Consider the following 17,889-nt stretch of genomic DNA (forward strand, 5'->3'; position numbering starts at 1 on the left):
CCTCTCCCACGGGGAGAGGGAGAATATCGTAGGCCGGGTAAGCGTTAGCGCCACCCGGCAATTCCCTTAAAGCTTCGCAAACACCTTACGCGCCGCGTCGATGGTGTTATTGATATCTTCTTCGCTGTGCGCCACGGACATAAAGCCCGCTTCAAACGCCGACGGCGCCAGGTACACACCTTCTTCCAGCATCAGGTGGAAGAAGCGCTTGAAGCGTTCAACATCGCACTTCACGACGTCCTGATAGCTGGTCACGGTTGGCGCATCGGTGAAGAAAATCCCGAACATGCCGCCGACGTGATTGACCACCAGTGGGATACCCGCCTCTTCTGCGGCTTCCAGCAGACCGTTAGCCAGTTGAGTCGTCAGGTCGGTCAGGGTTTCGTGAATACCTGGTTGCGCCACTTCGGTCAGGCAGGCGAAGCCTGCGGCCATCGCAATCGGGTTGCCGGAAAGGGTACCTGCCTGGTAGACCGGGCCCGTTGGCGCCAGCGCTTCCATCACATCCTTACGGCCGCCGAATGCGCCAACAGGCATGCCGCCGCCGATGATTTTGCCGAGGCAGGTCAGGTCCGGCTCAACGCCATAATAAGACTGGGCACCCGCCAGCGCTACGCGGAAGCCGGTCATCACTTCGTCGATGATCAGCAGGGCACCAAACTCATCGCACAGGGCGCGCAGGCCCGGCAGGAAGTCCGGCTGCGGTGGAATGCAGTTCATGTTGCCCGCTACCGGTTCAACGATGATGCAGGCGATCTCCTGCGGATACTGCTCGAACGCCGCGCGAACGGTGTTCAGATCGTTATAGGTACAGGTCAGGGTATGCTTAGCGAAATCCGCCGGCACGCCAGGCGAGTTTGGCTGGCCGAGGGTCAGCGCGCCGGAGCCTGCTTTCACCAGTAAACAGTCTGCGTGACCGTGGTAGCAGCCTTCGAATTTAATGATTTTATCGCGACCGGTAAAACCGCGCGCCAGGCGGATCGCGCTCATGGTCGCTTCGGTACCGGAGTTCACCATACGTACCATGTCCATGGTCGGCACCAGTTCGGTCACCAGCTCCGCCATCTTCACTTCCATTTCGGTTGGCGCACCGAAGCTCAGGCCACGCTGAGCGGCTTCAATGACCGCGTTACGAATGGCTGGGTGGTTGTGCCCGAGCACCATCGGTCCCCAGGAACCGACATAATCGATATAGGCTTTGCCATCGACATCATACAGATACGCGCCGTCAGCACGTTCAATAAACAGCGGCGTACCGCCCACGCCGGTAAAGGCGCGAACAGGCGAGTTCACACCACCTGGAATAAGCTCCCGGGCTGCACTGTAGAGGTTTTCAGACTTGCTCATGGCGTCGTTCCTGGTTCGTATAAAATGATTAAGCACACTATTCTAAGTGATTCGCAGTAGGTTATGAAATTTTTAGCCAGATAATGCTTTAAGATTTGTTAAGTATTTTTAAGGGGACGGAGGGTAGGTCTCTGGTAAAATCTCCTCGGCTTTTTGTATGACGAATAAGAACAGGACATGAAATCAGATTCTCCGTCTTTTGAAGAACAACAGTTTACGCGCGCTCAGCACCGGATCAGTATTCGGCGGCTGCTCAATCGCGATAAAACGCCGCTGGCGATCCTGCTGGCTGCAGCCGTGGTGGGGACTCTCGCCGGTCTGGTTGGCGTGGCGTTTGAAAAAGCGGTCAATGCCGTACTCAACTGGCGAGTGGGCACCGTCGCGGGTTTTGCCGATAGCCGGTGGCTGGTCTGGGTCGGGGCATTTGGACTGTCGGCGCTGTTTGCCATGGTAGGGTATTTTCTGGTGCGTAAATTCGCCCAGGAGGCCGGCGGGTCTGGCATCCCGGAAATTGAAGGTGCACTGGAAGAGTTGCGCCCGGTGCGCTGGTGGCGCGTGATCCCGGTTAAATTCATCGGCGGTATGGGGACGCTGGGCGCGGGGATGGTGCTGGGCCGGGAAGGGCCAACGGTACAACTGGGGGGCAACGTCGGACGCATGGTGGGCGATCTGTTCCGGATGCGAAGCGCCGAAGCGCGCCATACGCTGCTCGCCACCGGTGCGGCGGCGGGTCTTTCAGCGGCGTTTAACGCACCACTGGCGGGCATATTGTTCATCATCGAAGAGATGCGCGCGCAGTTCCGCTACAACCTGATCTCCATTAAAGCCGTGTTTACCGGCGTTATTATGTCGAGCATTGTTTTCCGCCTCTTCAATGGCGAAGGGGCGGTAATTGAGGTGGGTAAACTGACCAACGCGCCGGTCAACACCCTGTGGCTTTACCTAATCCTCGGCATGATTTTTGGCGTAGTGGGGCCGCTGTTTAACACCTGCATCTTACGTGCTCAGGATATGTTCCAGCGTATTCATGGCGGCAATACGACGAAATGGGTGCTGATGGGCGGCCTGCTGGGCGGGATGTGCGGCGTGCTCGGCTTTATTGAGCCGAATGCCGCAGGCGGCGGCTTCGGGCTGATCCCCATCGCCGCAGCGGGAAATTTCAGCGTCGGTCTGCTGCTGTTTATGTTTATCTCCCGGGTTATCACAACGGTTCTGTGCTTCTCCTCCGGTGCACCCGGCGGGATTTTCGCCCCGATGCTGGCGCTTGGTACGCTGCTGGGCACCGCGTTTGGTATGGCAGCTAAAGTGGGCTTCCCGGCGTATCATCTTGATGCTGGCACCTTCGCGGTGGCCGGTATGGGGGCACTGCTGGCAGCGTCCCTGCGTGCACCGTTGACCGGTATCGTGCTGGTGCTGGAGATGACAGATAATTACCAGCTCATTTTGCCAATGATCATTACCTGTCTCGGGGCGACACTATTAGCCCAATTCCTGGGCGGGAAACCGCTATACTCCACCATCCTCGCGCGTACCCTGGCAAAGCAAGAGGCGGAGCGGGCCGCCGCGCAGAATACTTGAATGAATTACCAGGGTATTAGATAATGACGAAAAGAATTGGGTGAATTTTACCCAATAGCAGTATTCATGGGAGCATAAGATGAGTGATGACGTAGCTGTGCCGCTGGAATTTACCGAAGCAGCAGCCAACAAAGTGAAAACCCTGATTGCCGACGAAGACAATCCGGATCTGAAACTGCGTGTCTATATTACCGGTGGCGGCTGCAGCGGCTTCCAGTACGGTTTTACTTTTGACGATCAGGTGAACGATGGTGATATGACCATCGAGAAGCAGGGCGTTGCGCTGGTGGTTGACCCGATGAGCCTGCAGTATCTCGTCGGCGGTTCAGTGGATTACACCGAAGGTCTGGAAGGGTCACGCTTTGTGGTGACTAACCCGAACGCAACCAGCACCTGCGGGTGTGGTTCTTCGTTCAGTATTTAAGCCTGAATGCGGATTTGTAGGCCCGGTAAGCGAAGCGCCACCGGGCTTATAAACGACGCCTATCTTGAATTTTCATCCAGCGCAAACGTCGGCAGCTTCAGGTGCCAGCGTATTGCCGCCAGACGAATCACCAGCGTCACGACCATCCCCAGCATCGCAGCATTTTCCAGCGGCACCGCAAAGGTGTAATACGCCGTGGCGTGCACAATCCCGCCAATAATACAGGCGGTGGCATAGATCTCGGTACGCAGGATCATCGGTACTTCACGCGCCAGAATGTCGCGAATAATGCCGCCGCCCACGCCGGTTAATACGCCCATGCAGATCGCGACCATCGGGCCGGTTCCGGCATTGAAGGCTTTATTGACGCCAATACCGACAAACACGGCCAGACCCACGGCATCCAGCACCGGGAGTATCCATTTCGGTAATCTGCGGGGCTGGCGAACCAGCACAATGGTTAACAGACAGGTCACCATGGCTACCACCAGATCGGTCGGATCTTTCACCCAAAACACCGGGCCATTCGCCAGCGCCATATCACGGATAGTCCCGCCGCCAACGGCAGTGACTACGCCAAGCACCAGCACGCCAAACGGATCCATGCGTAGTTTTCCGGCGAGCAGAACGCCGGAGATAGCAAAAACGGCTGTGCCAAGAATATCCAGCCAATAAACGAGCATCGTTAAATCCTCGAAAAAGGTCTTCTGTTAGTGACTCTCTGCCAGTGCGGCACAGAGCTGTTTTGCGGCGAGGATAATACGCGGGCTGGCGCGTTCAAACCAGTCACTGTTGAGTGGGATCACCGGAATTTTTAGCTGGCTTTGCCAGAATTGTTTAATTTTAGGAATCTCGCTCGCATTTCCGACCACGACGATGGCCTGCGGCTGGCGCGCCAGAACCTGCTCACGGCTAACCTGCGGCCACGGTACCCGGCTGGCAGCAAAAATATTTTCACCGCCACACACTTCCAGGACCTGGTTCTGAATTGACCCTTTACCTGTGGTAAACAGCGGCTGACTGCCAAACTGCAGGAAGATGCGCTTTTTAACGGACGTATCGTATTGAGCTTTCAGCGCAGCATAGTCATTGAGCATCTGGCTCGCCGCATGCCTGGCTTTTTCAGGCGCAGGGCTATAAGGGGCAAGGGCTCGCAGTGCCTGAGCGACTTGCTCAATACTTACGGCGTCAACCCACATGACCTTGATGCCAAGCGAGGTAAGCTGATTGACCTGCCGTTCGGCGTTACCGCCACGCCAGGCCAGCACGAGATCGGGTCTCAGCGCCACGATGCGCTCAAGGTTCATCCCTTGCCAGGTCGCAACGTGTTCAATGTTGGCCGCCTGGGGGGGGTAATCCGAAAAGCTACTCACGCCAACGGGGGTGATGCCAGCGGCAAAGGCCAGCTCGGTGTTAGCGGGAGAGAGCGTAATTACGCGAGGCGCGGCACAGAGCCACGCTGAAGCAAGCAGAAGCAGGGCGGCGAGCGCCCTGAGGGATGGTTTAGCCACGTGCCAGGTTCTGCACCAGGCGTTCCACCATCACGGTGGACTGTTTTGCCGCAACGGTCAGGAACTCGTCGAAGCTGATGTGAGACTGCTGGTCTGCGACGTCAGAGATGGCGCGAACCACCACGAACGGTACGCTGAAGTTGTGGCAAACGTGCGCAATCGCGGTCGCTTCCATCTCAACGGCAACCGCCTGCGGGAAGTTATGACGGATTTTTGCCAGACCGACGGAGCCATTGATGAACGCATCACCGCTGACAATCAGGCCGCGTACCGCGTTAAGATTGAGCTCAGCAATGCAGGTTTCAGCCGCCGCAATCAGTTTGTCGTCAGCTTTAAACCCTGCCGGGCAGCCCGGGAGTTGACCGTATTCGTAGCCAAACGCGGTGACGTCGGCATCGTGATAACGCGCTTCGTCGGAGACAACGATATCGCCCACTTTCAGCGTCGGCGCCAGGCCGCCAGCCGAACCGGTGTTCACGATCACGTCCGGCTTGCAGCGCTCAAGCAGCAGGGTCGCACCCAGCGCAGCAGCCACTTTACCGATGCCTGATTTCAGCAGAGCCACGTCAACACCGTTAAGCTGACCGGTGTAGATCTCACACCCCCCCAGAGAGAGGGTCTGACGGTTCTCAATTTTGTCACGCAGGAGCGTAACTTCTTCTTCCATTGCACCAATAATGCCGATTTTCATAGATTTACTCGCGATGTGCCTTGTTAAGATGCATAGTCTATCATGCGGTTAAGGGGAAACGCATTCTCACGCGGGGGAGCACATGTCACCAATCGATTTTCGTACCAAAATTAACTGGCACCGACGTTTCCGCTCGCCACAGGGCGAGAAGAGCGAACATGAGATCCTGCGTATCTTCGAAAGCGATCGAGGAAGGATTATTAACTCGCCCGCCATCCGGCGTTTGCAGCAAAAAACGCAGGTGTTTCCGCTGGAGCGTAATGCCGCTGTACGCACGCGCTTAACCCACTCAATGGAAGTGCAGCAGGTCGGGCGGTATATTGCCAAAGAGATTTTAAGCCGTCTCAAAGAGCTACGTTTACTGGAAACCTATGGTCTGGACGAGCTGACGGGGCCCTTCGAGAGCATCGTTGAGATGGCCTGCCTGATGCATGACATCGGCAATCCGCCTTTTGGTCACTTTGGCGAGGCGGCAATTAATGACTGGTTTAAACAACGCCTTCATCCGTCGGATGCGGCAAGCCAGCCGCTCAGCGATGACCGCTGCATCGTGCGGGATTTACGTCTGCGTGAAGGTGAAGAAGGGCTTAACGATCTGCGTCGCAAAGTGCGTCAGGATCTCTGTCACTTCGAGGGCAATGCCCAGGGTATCCGACTGGTACATTCCCTGATGCGCATGAACCTGACCTGGGCGCAGGTCGGCTGTATCCTGAAATATACGCGTCCCGCGTGGTGGACGGGAGAGACGCCTGCATCCCACAGCTATTTAATGAAGAAACCGGGCTACTACCTTTCCGAAGAGGCCTATATTGAACGGCTGCGTAAAGAACTTTCATTGACGCCAAACGGTCGCTTTCCATTAACCTGGATTATGGAAGCCGCGGATGATATTTCCTATTGCGTTGCTGACCTGGAAGATGCCGTTGAGAAAAGAATATTCAGCGTCGAGGAGCTTTACCAGCACCTTTATGCCGCCTGGGGAACCCACGAAAAAGGTTCACTGTTTGCTCAGGTTGTCGAAAATGCCTGGGAAAAGTCGCGCTCAAATACATTAAGCCGCAGCACGGAAGACCAGTTCTTTATGTATTTGCGCGTCAATACATTAAATAAACTGGTGCCCTACGCAGCCTCGCGCTTTATCGATAATCTGCCGCAGATTTTCAGCGGGGAATTCAATCACGCGCTGCTGGAAGATGACAGCAGTTTCAGTCAACTCCTTGAGCTCTATAAACATGTGGCGATGCGGCATGTGTTCAGCCATCCGGATGTCGAGCAGCTCGAACTGCAGGGCTACCGGGTAATCAGTGGGTTACTGGAAATTTATTCTCCGTTGCTTCAGCTGTCGGTCGACGAATTCAGTGAGCTGGTGGAAAAAGAACGCGTGCGACGAATTCCTATCGAATCCCGGCTTTATCAAAAACTTTCAACCCGTCATCGGCTGGCCTATGTCGAAGCGATAAGTAAGCTGGATCGCCACGCTACGCAGTGGCCGGTAATGGAATATTATTATCGCTGCCGTCTTATCCAGGACTATATCAGCGGCATGACGGATTTGTATGCCTGGGATGAATACCGCAAGCTAATGGCCGTGGAATAAACGCTGAGTTTTGTAAAGACGGCCAATAAATTTTTACCTTTTCCATAAACTTATGGCCGGAACTAAGCGGTATAAAATGAATCTGAGTTACACAGCAATTTTGCGTTACCTGTAAATCGAGATTGAGAAACATGAAAAAAACCACATTAGCAATGAGTGCACTGGCTCTGAGTTTAGGTTTAGCGCTGTCTCCTCTGACTGCTACCGCAGCCGAGACCGCGTCATCGGCAGCAACCGCGCAGCAGATGCCAAGCCTGGCACCGATGCTCGAAAAAGTGATGCCATCGGTGGTGAGTATTAACGTTGAGGGGAGTACGACCGTCAATACGCCGCGTATGCCGCGTAACTTCCAGCAGTTCTTTGGTGACAACTCACCGTTCTGCCAGGACGGTTCGCCATTCCAGAGTTCCCCGTTCTGTCAGGGCGGTGGTGCAGGGGATGACAGCCAGGGCGGCGGCCAGCAACAGAAATTCATGGCGCTTGGCTCGGGGGTCATTATCGATGCTGCGAAAGGCTACGTCGTGACCAACAACCACGTGGTTGATAACGCGAACAGCATTAAGGTTCAGCTGAGTGATGGCCGTAAGTTCGACGCAAAAGTGGTCGGCAAAGACCCGCGTTCCGATATTGCGCTGATCCAGATTCAGGATCCGAAAAACCTGACGGCGATTAAAATTGCCGACTCTGATGCGCTGCGCGTGGGCGACTACACCGTGGCTATCGGTAACCCGTTCGGTCTGGGCGAAACCGTGACCTCAGGTATCGTCTCTGCGCTGGGCCGTAGCGGCCTGAACGCAGAGAACTATGAAAACTTTATTCAGACGGATGCGGCCATCAACCGCGGTAACTCCGGCGGTGCGCTGGTGAACCTGAACGGCGAGCTGATCGGTATTAACACCGCGATCCTGGCGCCGGACGGCGGCAACATCGGGATCGGTTTTGCTATCCCGAGCAACATGGTGAAAAACCTGACCGCGCAGATGGTGCAGTACGGCCAGGTGAAACGCGGCGAGCTGGGTATTTTGGGCACCGAGCTGAACTCTGAGCTGGCAAAAGCGATGAAAGTGGATGCCCAGCGCGGCGCGTTCGTCAGCCAGGTGATGCCGAACTCCTCTGCGGCGAAAGCAGGGATTAAAGCGGGTGACGTGATCACCTCCCTGAACGGTAAACCGATCAGCAGCTTTGCAGCCCTGCGTGCGGAAGTCGGCTCTATGCCGATTGGCAGCAAAGTGACCCTCGGTCTGCTGCGTGACGGTAAGCCGGTCAACGTGAGCCTGGAGCTGCAGCAGAGCAGCCAGAATCAGGTTGATTCCAGCACCATCTTCAGTGGTATTGAAGGCGCTGAGATGAGCAATAAGGGCGCAGACAAAGGTGTGGTAGTGAATAACGTGAAGGCGAATTCACCTGCTGCCCGTATCGGCCTGAAAAAAGGGGATGTGATCATGGGCGCTAACCAGCAGCCGGTGAAAAACATCGCTGAACTGCGCAAAATTCTCGACAGCAAACCGTCCGTGCTGGCGTTGAATATTCAGCGTGGTGATACCTCTATCTACCTGCTGATGCAGTAATCCTCTTAAGCCCCTGTACGCAGGGGCTTTCTTGTTTCTGTGACTTTTCCCACAACTCCATACTTCTTCCGCTCTCTTTGTGCATTCGCACAATGCAGCCGTCACTGAACTTCCCTATGCTTGAGCTCTGCTCAGAGGAGGGTGACATGGCTGGCTGGCATCTTGATACCAAAATGGCGCAGGATATTGTGGCGCGCACGATGCGCATCATTGATACCAACATCAATGTAATGGATGCCCGTGGGCGCATTATTGGTAGTGGCGATCGTGAGCGTATTGGTGAATTGCACGAAGGCGCGCTTTTGGTGCTCTCTCAGGGGCGTGTGGTTGATATCGACGATGCGGTTGCGAAACACCTGCACGGCGTGCGTCAGGGCATCAATTTACCGCTGCGCCTTGAAGGCGAGATTGTGGGGGTTATCGGCCTGACCGGCGAGCCGGAGTCCCTGCGTAAATATGGCGAGCTGGTCTGTATGACGGCGGAAATGATGCTGGAGCAGTCGCGCCTGATGCATCTGCTCGCCCAGGACAGCCGCCTGCGCGAAGAGCTGGTGATGAACCTTATTCAGGCGGAAGAGCTTACGCCTGCACTCAGCGAATGGGCGCAGCGCCTGGGGATCGACCTCAATCAGCCGCGCGTGGTGGCGGTGATCGAGGTCGATAGCGGTCAGCTTGGCGTAGACAGCGCGATGGCCGAACTGCAGCAGCTGCAAAATGCGCTGACGACCCCGGAACGCGATAACCTGGTGGCGATAGTCTCGCTGACGGAAATGGTGGTGCTCAAACCCGCGCTCAATCCGTTTGGCCGCTGGGATGCCGAAGATCATCGTCGTCGCGTGGAACTGCTGATTTCCCGGATGCAGGAGAACGGTCAGCTGCGTTTTCGCGTTGCGCTCGGCAATTACTTTTCCGGGCCGGGCAGTATTGCCCGCTCCTGGCGCACCGCGCGCACCACCATGATGGTGGGTAAGCAGCGGATGCCGGAGAGCCGCAGTTATTTCTATCAGGACCTGATGCTGCCGGTGCTGCTCGACAGCCTGCGTGGCGGCTGGCAGGCCAACGAGCTGGCGCGGCCCTTAGCGCGCCTGAAAGCGATGGACAACAACGGCCTGCTGCGCCGGACGCTGCAGGCGTGGTTCCGCCATAACGTGCAGCCGCTGGCGACGTCGAAGGCGTTGTTTATTCATCGCAATACGCTGGAGTACCGGCTTAACCGGATTTCGGAGCTAACGGGGCTGGATCTGGGGAATTTTGACGACAGGCTGCTGCTGTATGTGGCGTTGCAGCTGGATGAGCAGAGATGACTGAGTGCGGGCTGGTGCCCTCACCCCATCCCTCTCCCACGGGGAGAGGGCGCAAACATTAAAAACGGCAATCAGGGACTGCCGTTTTGCTTTTATTTCCGAGTTAACTTCTCAAGATCCGCTTCAATCTCGCTGATCTTATTGGTAACAACGCTTTCAAGGTGACGCAGATCGTCAAGGATCTTACGTTTGAGATCGACTTCAGTGCGGTCGCGCTGACAAATCTGATCGAGTTCATCGATCACATAGCGCAGGTTAGGGCTGATTTCCTGAACTTCTTTGTACCCCTGGCCTACGCCGTCCGCGACGACGGTCTTACGCTGGCGTGGATATTTAAACTTCACGCTTTTGGCGAAAAACTCGCCTTTATCCTTGTGAAAATAAATTTTTAAGATGTCGTTGTTGGCTTCCTGGCGGAGGCTGTAACGATCAATTTCATCAGGATTGGTAATGCCCAGACTTTTCAGATTATCGTACATAGCGGTACCCTTATCTCAACATAACCTTTGAATAATTAATGAAAAAATTCCTTTTTGCCACCCTCGGGTTCAAAAAAAGCGGGGTCGATCCTGATTACATTTCACTGACATTACCGAGCAGGGAAAATAAATTGCTCCCTCTCGTTTATTGTTGTTTTTAACGACCACGTCAAGCGGAAATCAACGTAATAAGGTAATCATTTCTCTCAACGTTAATGCAGCATCGTGAGAGTCGTGAGAAAAGGCGAGCGAGACGGTATTCAAAGCCGGGGAATTCAGGCAAAGTTATCGCACGAAAGCGTAGGCTGCGGGGATAATGACATGTCAGGACGCATTGATTATCAAATCGAAAAATATAGCTTTGGTGCCGTAGAGGAGAACCAAAGACTCACGCATCAGTGGGCAGAAGTCGCCGCCGAATGCCGCCTGCTTCAGGCGGGGGCGGAGGAGCGTTTACGCATTGCCTTGCTCAACGTGGATTATGTCACCAGCTTCGAACTGCCATTTCGGCTGATACTGACCCGCGCCCCGCAGCTAATCGCCGGGCTGCGCGATGAGTTTCAGCTAAACCAGAAGAACGTCATCTTCAACGGCAAGCGCTTTGGCTGCGTTTACAGCCTGAAGGGCGATCTGGATGCGATCCCCGACGCTTTTCAATACCGCATGACCACCCGCATTCGACGGGTCGATCCCACCGGGCTTACGGCGGAGCCATTCCGGCAGATTGCCAGAGAGGTCAAAGCGCCGCGTGAGCGACTGAAGCTGGCGCTGGAATCGGGTATGGCTGTGACTGCGCTTGACGGGCTTTTCTGGTTGGGGAGCCAGCGTATGGCGGCGGATATTGCAGGGTTGAGAAGAAAGGGAATGGCAATCGTGACTGCGGAAACGGACGTCTTTGATGATTACACCGGGACGCACAGGCGGGTCCCGGTGTATCAACGGGTCAGCGATTAGTCGATGGTGCGCAGCAGTTCGTTGATACCGACTTTACCGCGGGTTTTCGCATCCACTTTCTTCACGATAACGGCACAGTACAGGCTGTATTTGCCATCTTTCGACGGCAGGTTACCGGAAACGACCACGGAACCCGCCGGAACGCGGCCGTAGTGAACTTCGCCGGTTTCGCGATCGTAAATACGGGTGCTCTGGCCGATGTAAACGCCCATGGAGATCACGGAACCCTCTTCCACGATCACACCTTCAACCACTTCTGAACGCGCGCCGATGAAGCAGTTGTCTTCGATGATGGTTGGGTTAGCCTGCAGTGGCTCCAGAACACCACCGATGCCCACGCCGCCGGACAGGTGAACGTTTTTACCGATTTGGGCACAAGAACCGACGGTAGCCCAGGTATCCACCATGGTACCTTCGTCAACGTAGGCACCGATGTTCACGTAGGATGGCATCAGCACGGTGTTGCGTGCGATGAACGCGCCCTGACGCACTGCCGCAGGCGGCACCACGCGGAAGCCTTCTTTCTGGAAACGCGCTTCGTCGTAATCCGCGAATTTCATTGGGACTTTATCGAAGTAGCGGCTTTCTGCTCCGTCGATAACCTGGTTATCGTTGATACGGAAAGAGAGCAGCACCGCTTTCTTCAGCCATTGATGAGTAACCCACTGACCGTCGATTTTTTCTGCCACGCGCAGCGCGCCGGAATCCAGCAGGGAAATCACCTGGTTTACCGCTTCACGGGTCACGGTATCCACATTTGCCGGGGTAATCTCGGCGCGACGCTCAAAAGCGGACTCAATAACGTTCTGTAACTGCTGCATTGTTTACTCTTTCCATTTCACTAAAAAACACGTCACCCTTTATCGTTTGGATTGAGGGCTGCTGTCAACCGTTGTTGCACTTCAAGTTGCAGGTCATTATTAAGGGCACGCCGGTCGGCGGTGGCGATTATAAATAAATCTTCTACTCGCTCGCCAATGGTTGTAATTCGGGCGCCATGAAGCGAAATTCCCAGATCGGCAAAAACCTGGCCGACGCGGGCGAGCAGCCCTGGCTGGTCGAGCGCGATCAGCTCCAGGAACGATTTACGGTCGGTGTGGGTCGGCAGGAAATTGACCTCGGTATCGACGGTAAAGTGGCGCAATTTCGCCGGCTGGCGACGCGGCTGCGGTGGCTGCCAGCTGCGCTGAGTGATCGCCTGTTCCAGACCGAAGCGTATCCCTTCATGTCTGTCCGACGAGAGCGGACTGCCGTCCGGCTCCAGCACGATAAAGGTATCCATCGCCATGCCGTCGCGGGTGGTAAAAATCTGCGCGTCGTGAACGCTCAGGTTACGCCTGTCCAGCTCGGCGCAGACCGCAGCAAACAGATAAGGCCGATCCGGGCTCCAGATGAAGATCTCCGTCCCGCCGCGCGTCGCCTGTGGGCTAAGCAGGATCATCGGCTGCGACAGATCGTGCTTCAGCAGATGTCGCGCGTGCCAGGCAAGCTGGTTTGGGCTGTGGCGGACAAAATAGTTGGCACGGCAGCGGGCCCAAATCTGATGCAGTGCTTCTTCATCAATGTTATCCATCCGCAGCAGCGCCAGGGCCTGCAGCTGATGATGGCGCACGCGCTCGCGCATGTCCGGGGTGTTTTGCATTCCGCGACGCAGCTGTTTTTCGGTGGCGAAATAGAGCTCGCGCAGCAGGCTTTGCTTCCAGCTGTTCCACAGGGTTTCATTGGTGGCACAAATATCCGCGACCGTCAGGCACACCAGATAGCGCAGACGGTTCTCCGTCTGGACCTCTTCGGCGAATTGCTTAATTACCTCTGGATCCTGAATATCACGACGCTGGGCAGTGACTGACATCAGCAGGTGATGGCGTACCAGCCAGGCGACCAGCTGCGTTTCGCGCGAGTTGAGCCCATGCAGCTCGGCAAATTTCAGCACGTCCTGCGCACCCAGCACCGAGTGGTCTCCACCGCGGCCTTTGGCGATGTCGTGGAACAGGGCGGCAATCAGGATCAGTTCCGGATGGGTGAGGCGCGGCCACAGCTCCACGCAAAGCGGGTGGCGGGATCGCGTCTCTTCTTTCGCAAAGCTTTCCAGCTTGAGCATGACGCGGATCGTGTGCTCATCCACCGTGTAGGCGTGAAAGAGATCGAACTGCATCTGTCCGACGATGTGCGACCACTGCGGCATATAGGCCCACAGCACGCTATGACGGTGCATTGGCAGCAGACCACGGCTGACGGCGCCAGGATGACGGAGCATACTCAAAAACAGCGAGCGCGCTTCCGGGATATAGCACAGCGGCTGCGTCAGATGACGGCGCGCATGGCGCAGATGGCGCAGGGTGGTGGAGTAGATCCCGGTAATCGTGCTGTTGCGCACCATGGTGTAGAACATTCGCAGGATCGCTTCCGGCTCGCGGATAAACAGCGTTTCGTCCCGCAGGTCGATAAGCGTGCCGCGCAGCTGGAATTCGTCATCAATTGGGCGCGGCTTTTCGTCCGCCGTCAGGGCCAGAATGGCCTCGTCGAACAGCTGCAACAGCATCTGGTTCAGCTCGGTCACCCGGCGGGTGACGCGGAAGAAATCCTTCATCATCTGCTCAACCGGTTCGTTACCTTCGCCCTGATAATTCAATCGCTGCGCCACGCTGAGCTGGCGGTCAAACAGCAGGCGGTTATCGTAGCGGGTCACTTCCAGATGCAGGGCAAAACGGATGCGCCACAGCAGATGCAGGCACTCGTTCAGTTCGTTACGTTCGGCCTCGGTTAAAAAGCCAAAGCCGACCATCTCGTCCATTGAGGTGGCGCCAAAGTGGCGGCGGGCCACCCACTGTAGCGTGTGGATGTCGCGCAGGCCGCCGGGGCTGCTTTTAATATCGGGTTCAAGATTGTAACTGGTGCCGTGGTAGCGCTGATGGCGCTGATTTTGCTCCTCGACCTTCGCGGCGAAGAATTTTTCTGACGGCCAAAAGCCGTCGCTGAAGATGTGCTTTTGCAGCTCCAGGAACAGCGCCACGTCACCGATCAGCAGACGGGTTTCAATCAGGTTGGTGGCGACGGTCAGGTCAGATAAGCCCTCCAGCAGGCACTCTTCCAGGGTTCTCACGCTGTGTCCCACTTCCAGCTTCACGTCCCAGAGCAGGGTCAGCAGCTCGCCAATCTTCTGCGCCTGTTCGTCCGGTAGCTTTTTACGGCTTAAGATCAGGAGATCGATATCGGAAAGTGGATGAAGTTCACCGCGGCCATAGCCCCCGACGGCAACCAGCGCGATGTCGCTCACCTGCCCGAAACCGTAGTCGATCCACAGACGCTGCAGGAGCTGGTCGATAAATTCGGTGCGCGCTTCAATAAGTTGCTCGGCTGAGACCCCTGCGTCGAACGCGCTGCCCAGCCAGCGATGGAAAACATCCATATGGGCTTTGATATGCGGGCAGGTCAGCTCGTGCGACGGCCAGACGCCCGGGTTATCGGGCTGGTCGGGAAGGGTGGGAAGTGCTGTGTTAGCATACTGTTCGGGTAAGAGATTACTCATCGTGCGCCACCCATAAGAAAAAGCTATCGCCATTAAAAAAGCCGGCATTTGCCGGCTTCTTATCACTCAATGTTCGTCAGTATCGCCGGGATGGTGTCATCCTTGCGCAACGTCATAATTTCGCAGCCGTTGTCTGTTACCACAATAGTATGCTCGTACTGAGCAGACAAGCTTCTGTCTTTGGTTTTCACCGTCCAGCCATCTTTCATGGTGCGGATGCGGTAGTCACCGGCGTTGACCATCGGCTCGATGGTGAAGGTCATGCCCTTTTGCAGCACCACGCCGCCGTCATCGGCATCATAGTGCAGAACCTGGGGTTCTTCATGGAAAACGCGGCCAATACCGTGACCGCAGTATTCGCGCACGACGGAGAACCCTTCCGCTTCTACAAACTTCTGGATGGCAGCACCAATGGTACGCAGGCGAATACCCGGCTTAACCATTTTCAGCGCCAGGTACAGGCTCTCTTGTGTCACTTTGCACAGACGCTCGCCCAGAATCGTTGGCTTGCCGACAATGAACATCTTAGAGGTGTCACCGTGGTACTCGTCTTTAATGACGGTCACGTCGATGTTGACGATGTCGCCATCTTTCAGCAGTTTTTCGTCGTCCGGGATACCGTGACAAACCACTTCATTAATAGAAATGCAGACGGATTTCGGGAAACCGTGGTAGCCGAGGCAGGCGGAAACCGCGTGCTGCTCGTTCACGATATAGTCGTTACAGATGCGGTCCAGTTCACCGGTGCTGACGCCCGGCTTCACGAACGGTTCGATCATTTCCAGCACTTCCGCGGCCAGACGACCGGCGACGCGCATCTTTTCAATTTCTTCAGGTGTCTTAATAGAGATAGCCATGTAATCTGTCCATCGGTGTCGATTTTTTCGACAATACTAGTCTAAGTGTCGTCAATGGTATCAGTCAGGCACGCTCCGTGCCAAATTGAGAATCATTAACAGCACACTCCGCCAACAACTGTTGGTTTCTGGTCGTGTTTTGTGGTATAAAGCGCGCCGGACTTCCGATCCATCTCAGATACACAGGCTGGACGGGAGCGACAAATCTCACTTTGTGTAACAACACACACGTATCGGCACATATTCCGGGGTGCCCTTCGGGGTCGGTAATATGGGATACGTGGAGGCATAACCCCAACTTTCAATATAGAGGTTTTAAACATGGCAACTGTTTCCATGCGCGACATGCTCAAGGCTGGTGTTCACTTTGGTCACCAGACCCGTTACTGGAACCCGAAAATGAAGCCTTTCATCTTCGGCGCGCGTAACAAAGTTCACATCATCAACCTTGAGAAAACTGTACCAATGTTCAACGAAGCCCTGGCTGAGCTGAACAAGATCTCTTCCCGTAAAGGTAAGATTCTGTTCGTTGGTACTAAGCGCGCTGCAAGCGAAGCTGTGAAAGATGCTGCTAACAGCTGCGACCAGTTCTTCGTGAACCATCGCTGGTTGGGCGGCATGCTGACCAACTGGAAAACTGTTCGTCAGTCCATCAAGCGCCTGAAAGATCTGGAAACCCAGTCTCAGGACGGTACTTTCGACAAGCTGACTAAGAAAGAAGCGCTGATGCGCACTCGTGAACTGGACAAGCTGGAAAACAGCCTGGGCGGTATCAAAGATATGGGCGGCCTGCCAGACGCGCTGTTCGTAATCGATGCAGACCACGAGCACATCGCTATCAAAGAAGCTAACAACCTGGGTATCCCGGTATTCGCTATCGTTGATACCAACTCCGATCCGGACGGTGTTGACTTCGTTATCCCGGGTAACGACGACGCAATCCGTGCTGTTAGCCTGTACCTGAGCGCTGTAGCTGCTACCGTTCGTGAAGGCCGTTCCCAGGATCTGGCTTCTCAGGCGGAAGAAAGCTTCGTAGAAGCTGAATAATAAGGTTTTACCCCTTATTAGTACCGTGTATGAATAGGGGCCCATTACCGGCCCCTTTTTTCAATTTACACTGTTTGGCCCCCGGCCGGGCAGTTCACATCTCCCGAGGATTTAAGAATGGCTGAAATTACCGCATCCCTGGTAAAAGAGCTGCGCGAGCGTACTGGCGCAGGCATGATGGATTGCAAAAAAGCGCTGACTGAAGCGAACGGCGACATCGAGCTGGCAATCGAAAACATGCGTAAATCCGGTGCGATCAAAGCAGCTAAAAAAGCAGGCAACGTTGCTGCTGACGGCGTGATCATCACCAAAATCGACGGCAACTACGGCATCATTCTGGAAGTTAACTGCCAGACTGACTTCGTTGCTAAAGATGGCGGTTTCCAGGCATTTGCGAACAAAGTTCTGGACGCAGCGGTTGCTGGCAAAATCACTGACGTTGAAGTTCTGAAAGCACAGTTCGAAGAAGAACGTGTTGCGCTGGTTGCTAAAATCGGTGAGAACATCAACATCCGTCGCGTTTCTTCTCTGGAAGGCGACGTTCTGGGCTCTTACCAGCACGGTGCACGTATCGGTGTTCTGGTTGCGGCTAAAGGCGCTGACGAAGAGCTGGTTAAACAGCTGGCTATGCACATCGCTGCAAGCAAACCAGAATTCGTTAAGCCAGAAGACGTGTCTGCTGAAGTGGTAGAAAAAGAGTACCAGGTTCAGCTGGACATCGCGATGCAGTCTGGTAAGCCAAAAGAAATCGCAGAGAAAATGGTTGAAGGCCGTATGAAGAAATTCACCGGCGAAGTTTCTCTGACTGGCCAGCCTTTCGTTATGGATCCAAGCAAGTCTGTTGCTCAGCTGCTGAAAGAGCACAACGCTGACGTAACTGGCTTCATCCGCTTCGAAGTGGGCGAAGGCATCGAGAAAGTTGAGACTGACTTCGCAGCAGAAGTTGCTGCAATGTCCAAGCAGTCTTAATGATTGAAAAGGAGCCGCCTGAGGGCGGCTTCTT

General features: G+C 55.2%; 16 protein-coding genes. 8 read left to right on the forward strand and 8 right to left on the reverse strand.

Annotation, left to right across the window (positions count from 1 at the left end; translation table 11 throughout):
- Positions 1–66: 66 nt before the first annotated feature.
- Positions 67–1,347, reverse strand: a complete 1,281-nt coding sequence (gene hemL / locus AAER43_RS03965; protein ID WP_050861694.1) for a glutamate-1-semialdehyde 2,1-aminomutase — start codon at positions 1,345–1,347, stop codon at positions 67–69.
- Positions 1,348–1,524: 177 nt separating this feature from the next.
- Here hemL and clcA point away from each other — a divergent pair, with 177 nt between their 5' ends.
- On the forward strand, positions 1,525–2,925 hold the full coding sequence (clcA, locus tag AAER43_RS03970) for a H(+)/Cl(-) exchange transporter ClcA (protein ID WP_023332123.1): 1,401 nt from the start codon (positions 1,525–1,527) through the stop codon (positions 2,923–2,925).
- A 79-nt stretch (positions 2,926–3,004) separates the two neighbouring features.
- Entirely contained in the window at positions 3,005–3,349 is a 345-nt protein-coding gene (gene erpA, locus AAER43_RS03975) for an iron-sulfur cluster insertion protein ErpA (protein WP_008501923.1), read from the forward strand.
- A 59-nt stretch (positions 3,350–3,408) separates the two neighbouring features.
- On the opposite strand, the gene AAER43_RS03980 is transcribed toward erpA, so the two are convergent.
- From AAER43_RS03980 to mtnN, 3 genes are read right to left on the reverse strand one after another with little or no spacing between them, the layout of a single operon-like run.
- The gene (locus tag AAER43_RS03980; protein ID WP_014882618.1) at positions 3,409–4,032 is read right to left on the reverse strand and encodes a TRIC cation channel family protein; all 624 of its coding nucleotides are present in this window, start codon (positions 4,030–4,032) and stop codon (positions 3,409–3,411) included.
- A 27-nt stretch (positions 4,033–4,059) separates the two neighbouring features.
- Positions 4,060–4,860, reverse strand: coding sequence for a vitamin B12 ABC transporter substrate-binding protein BtuF (btuF, locus tag AAER43_RS03985; RefSeq protein ID WP_023332124.1), 801 nt, complete (start codon positions 4,858–4,860; stop codon positions 4,060–4,062).
- Positions 4,853–5,551 carry a 5'-methylthioadenosine/S-adenosylhomocysteine nucleosidase gene (gene mtnN, locus AAER43_RS03990; protein ID WP_014882620.1) on the reverse strand — a complete coding sequence of 233 codons (699 nt, stop codon included), beginning with the start codon at positions 5,549–5,551 and terminating at the stop codon, positions 4,853–4,855. The genes btuF and mtnN overlap by 8 nt, the downstream gene beginning before the upstream one ends.
- Positions 5,552–5,633: 82 nt before the next feature.
- Here mtnN and dgt point away from each other — a divergent pair, with 82 nt between their 5' ends.
- From dgt to cdaR, 3 genes are all read left to right on the forward strand, one after another.
- Positions 5,634–7,148 carry a dGTPase gene (gene dgt, locus AAER43_RS03995; protein WP_050861693.1) on the forward strand — a complete coding sequence of 505 codons (1,515 nt, stop codon included), beginning with the start codon at positions 5,634–5,636 and terminating at the stop codon, positions 7,146–7,148.
- A 131-nt stretch (positions 7,149–7,279) separates the two neighbouring features.
- Positions 7,280–8,716 (forward strand): serine endoprotease DegP, encoded by a 1,437-nt coding sequence (degP, locus tag AAER43_RS04000; RefSeq protein ID WP_014882622.1) that lies wholly within the window; start codon positions 7,280–7,282, stop codon positions 8,714–8,716.
- A gap of 146 nt (positions 8,717–8,862) precedes the next feature.
- A complete protein-coding gene (gene cdaR, locus AAER43_RS04005; RefSeq protein ID WP_014882623.1) occupies positions 8,863–10,020 on the forward strand; it encodes a DNA-binding transcriptional regulator CdaR in 1,158 nt (385 codons plus the stop codon).
- A gap of 92 nt (positions 10,021–10,112) precedes the next feature.
- On the opposite strand, the gene AAER43_RS04010 is transcribed toward cdaR, so the two are convergent.
- Complete coding sequence (locus AAER43_RS04010) at positions 10,113–10,499, reverse strand: DUF3461 family protein (RefSeq protein ID WP_014168696.1); 387 nt, start codon at positions 10,497–10,499, stop codon at positions 10,113–10,115.
- 321 nt (positions 10,500–10,820) lie between these two features.
- Between AAER43_RS04010 and AAER43_RS04015 the strand changes: the two genes are divergently transcribed.
- Positions 10,821–11,453 (forward strand): DNA-binding protein, encoded by a 633-nt coding sequence (locus AAER43_RS04015; protein ID WP_047026696.1) that lies wholly within the window; start codon positions 10,821–10,823, stop codon positions 11,451–11,453.
- On the opposite strand, the gene dapD is transcribed toward AAER43_RS04015, so the two are convergent.
- From dapD to map, 3 genes are all read right to left on the reverse strand, one after another.
- Positions 11,450–12,274: a 2,3,4,5-tetrahydropyridine-2,6-dicarboxylate N-succinyltransferase gene (gene dapD / locus AAER43_RS04020; RefSeq protein WP_008501915.1), complete on the reverse strand. Its 825-nt coding sequence runs from the start codon at positions 12,272–12,274 to the stop codon at positions 11,450–11,452. The genes AAER43_RS04015 and dapD overlap by 4 nt on opposite strands.
- Before the next feature lie 32 nt (positions 12,275–12,306).
- A complete protein-coding gene (glnD, locus tag AAER43_RS04025; RefSeq protein ID WP_050861705.1) occupies positions 12,307–14,982 on the reverse strand; it encodes a bifunctional uridylyltransferase/uridylyl-removing protein GlnD in 2,676 nt (891 codons plus the stop codon).
- A 62-nt stretch (positions 14,983–15,044) separates the two neighbouring features.
- The gene (gene map, locus AAER43_RS04030; RefSeq protein WP_014882626.1) at positions 15,045–15,839 is read right to left on the reverse strand and encodes a type I methionyl aminopeptidase; all 795 of its coding nucleotides are present in this window, start codon (positions 15,837–15,839) and stop codon (positions 15,045–15,047) included.
- A gap of 321 nt (positions 15,840–16,160) precedes the next feature.
- On the opposite strand from map, the gene rpsB reads away from it, so the two are divergent.
- Positions 16,161–16,886: a 30S ribosomal protein S2 gene (gene rpsB, locus AAER43_RS04035; RefSeq protein WP_003856207.1), complete on the forward strand. Its 726-nt coding sequence runs from the start codon at positions 16,161–16,163 to the stop codon at positions 16,884–16,886.
- A 117-nt stretch (positions 16,887–17,003) separates the two neighbouring features.
- Positions 17,004–17,855: a translation elongation factor Ts gene (gene tsf, locus AAER43_RS04040; protein ID WP_014882627.1), complete on the forward strand. Its 852-nt coding sequence runs from the start codon at positions 17,004–17,006 to the stop codon at positions 17,853–17,855.
- The last annotated feature ends 34 nt before the right edge of the window (positions 17,856–17,889 follow it).

This window comes from Enterobacter sp. FUJ80071, assembly GCF_038739915.1.
GTDB lineage: Bacteria > Pseudomonadota > Gammaproteobacteria > Enterobacterales > Enterobacteriaceae > Enterobacter > Enterobacter kobei.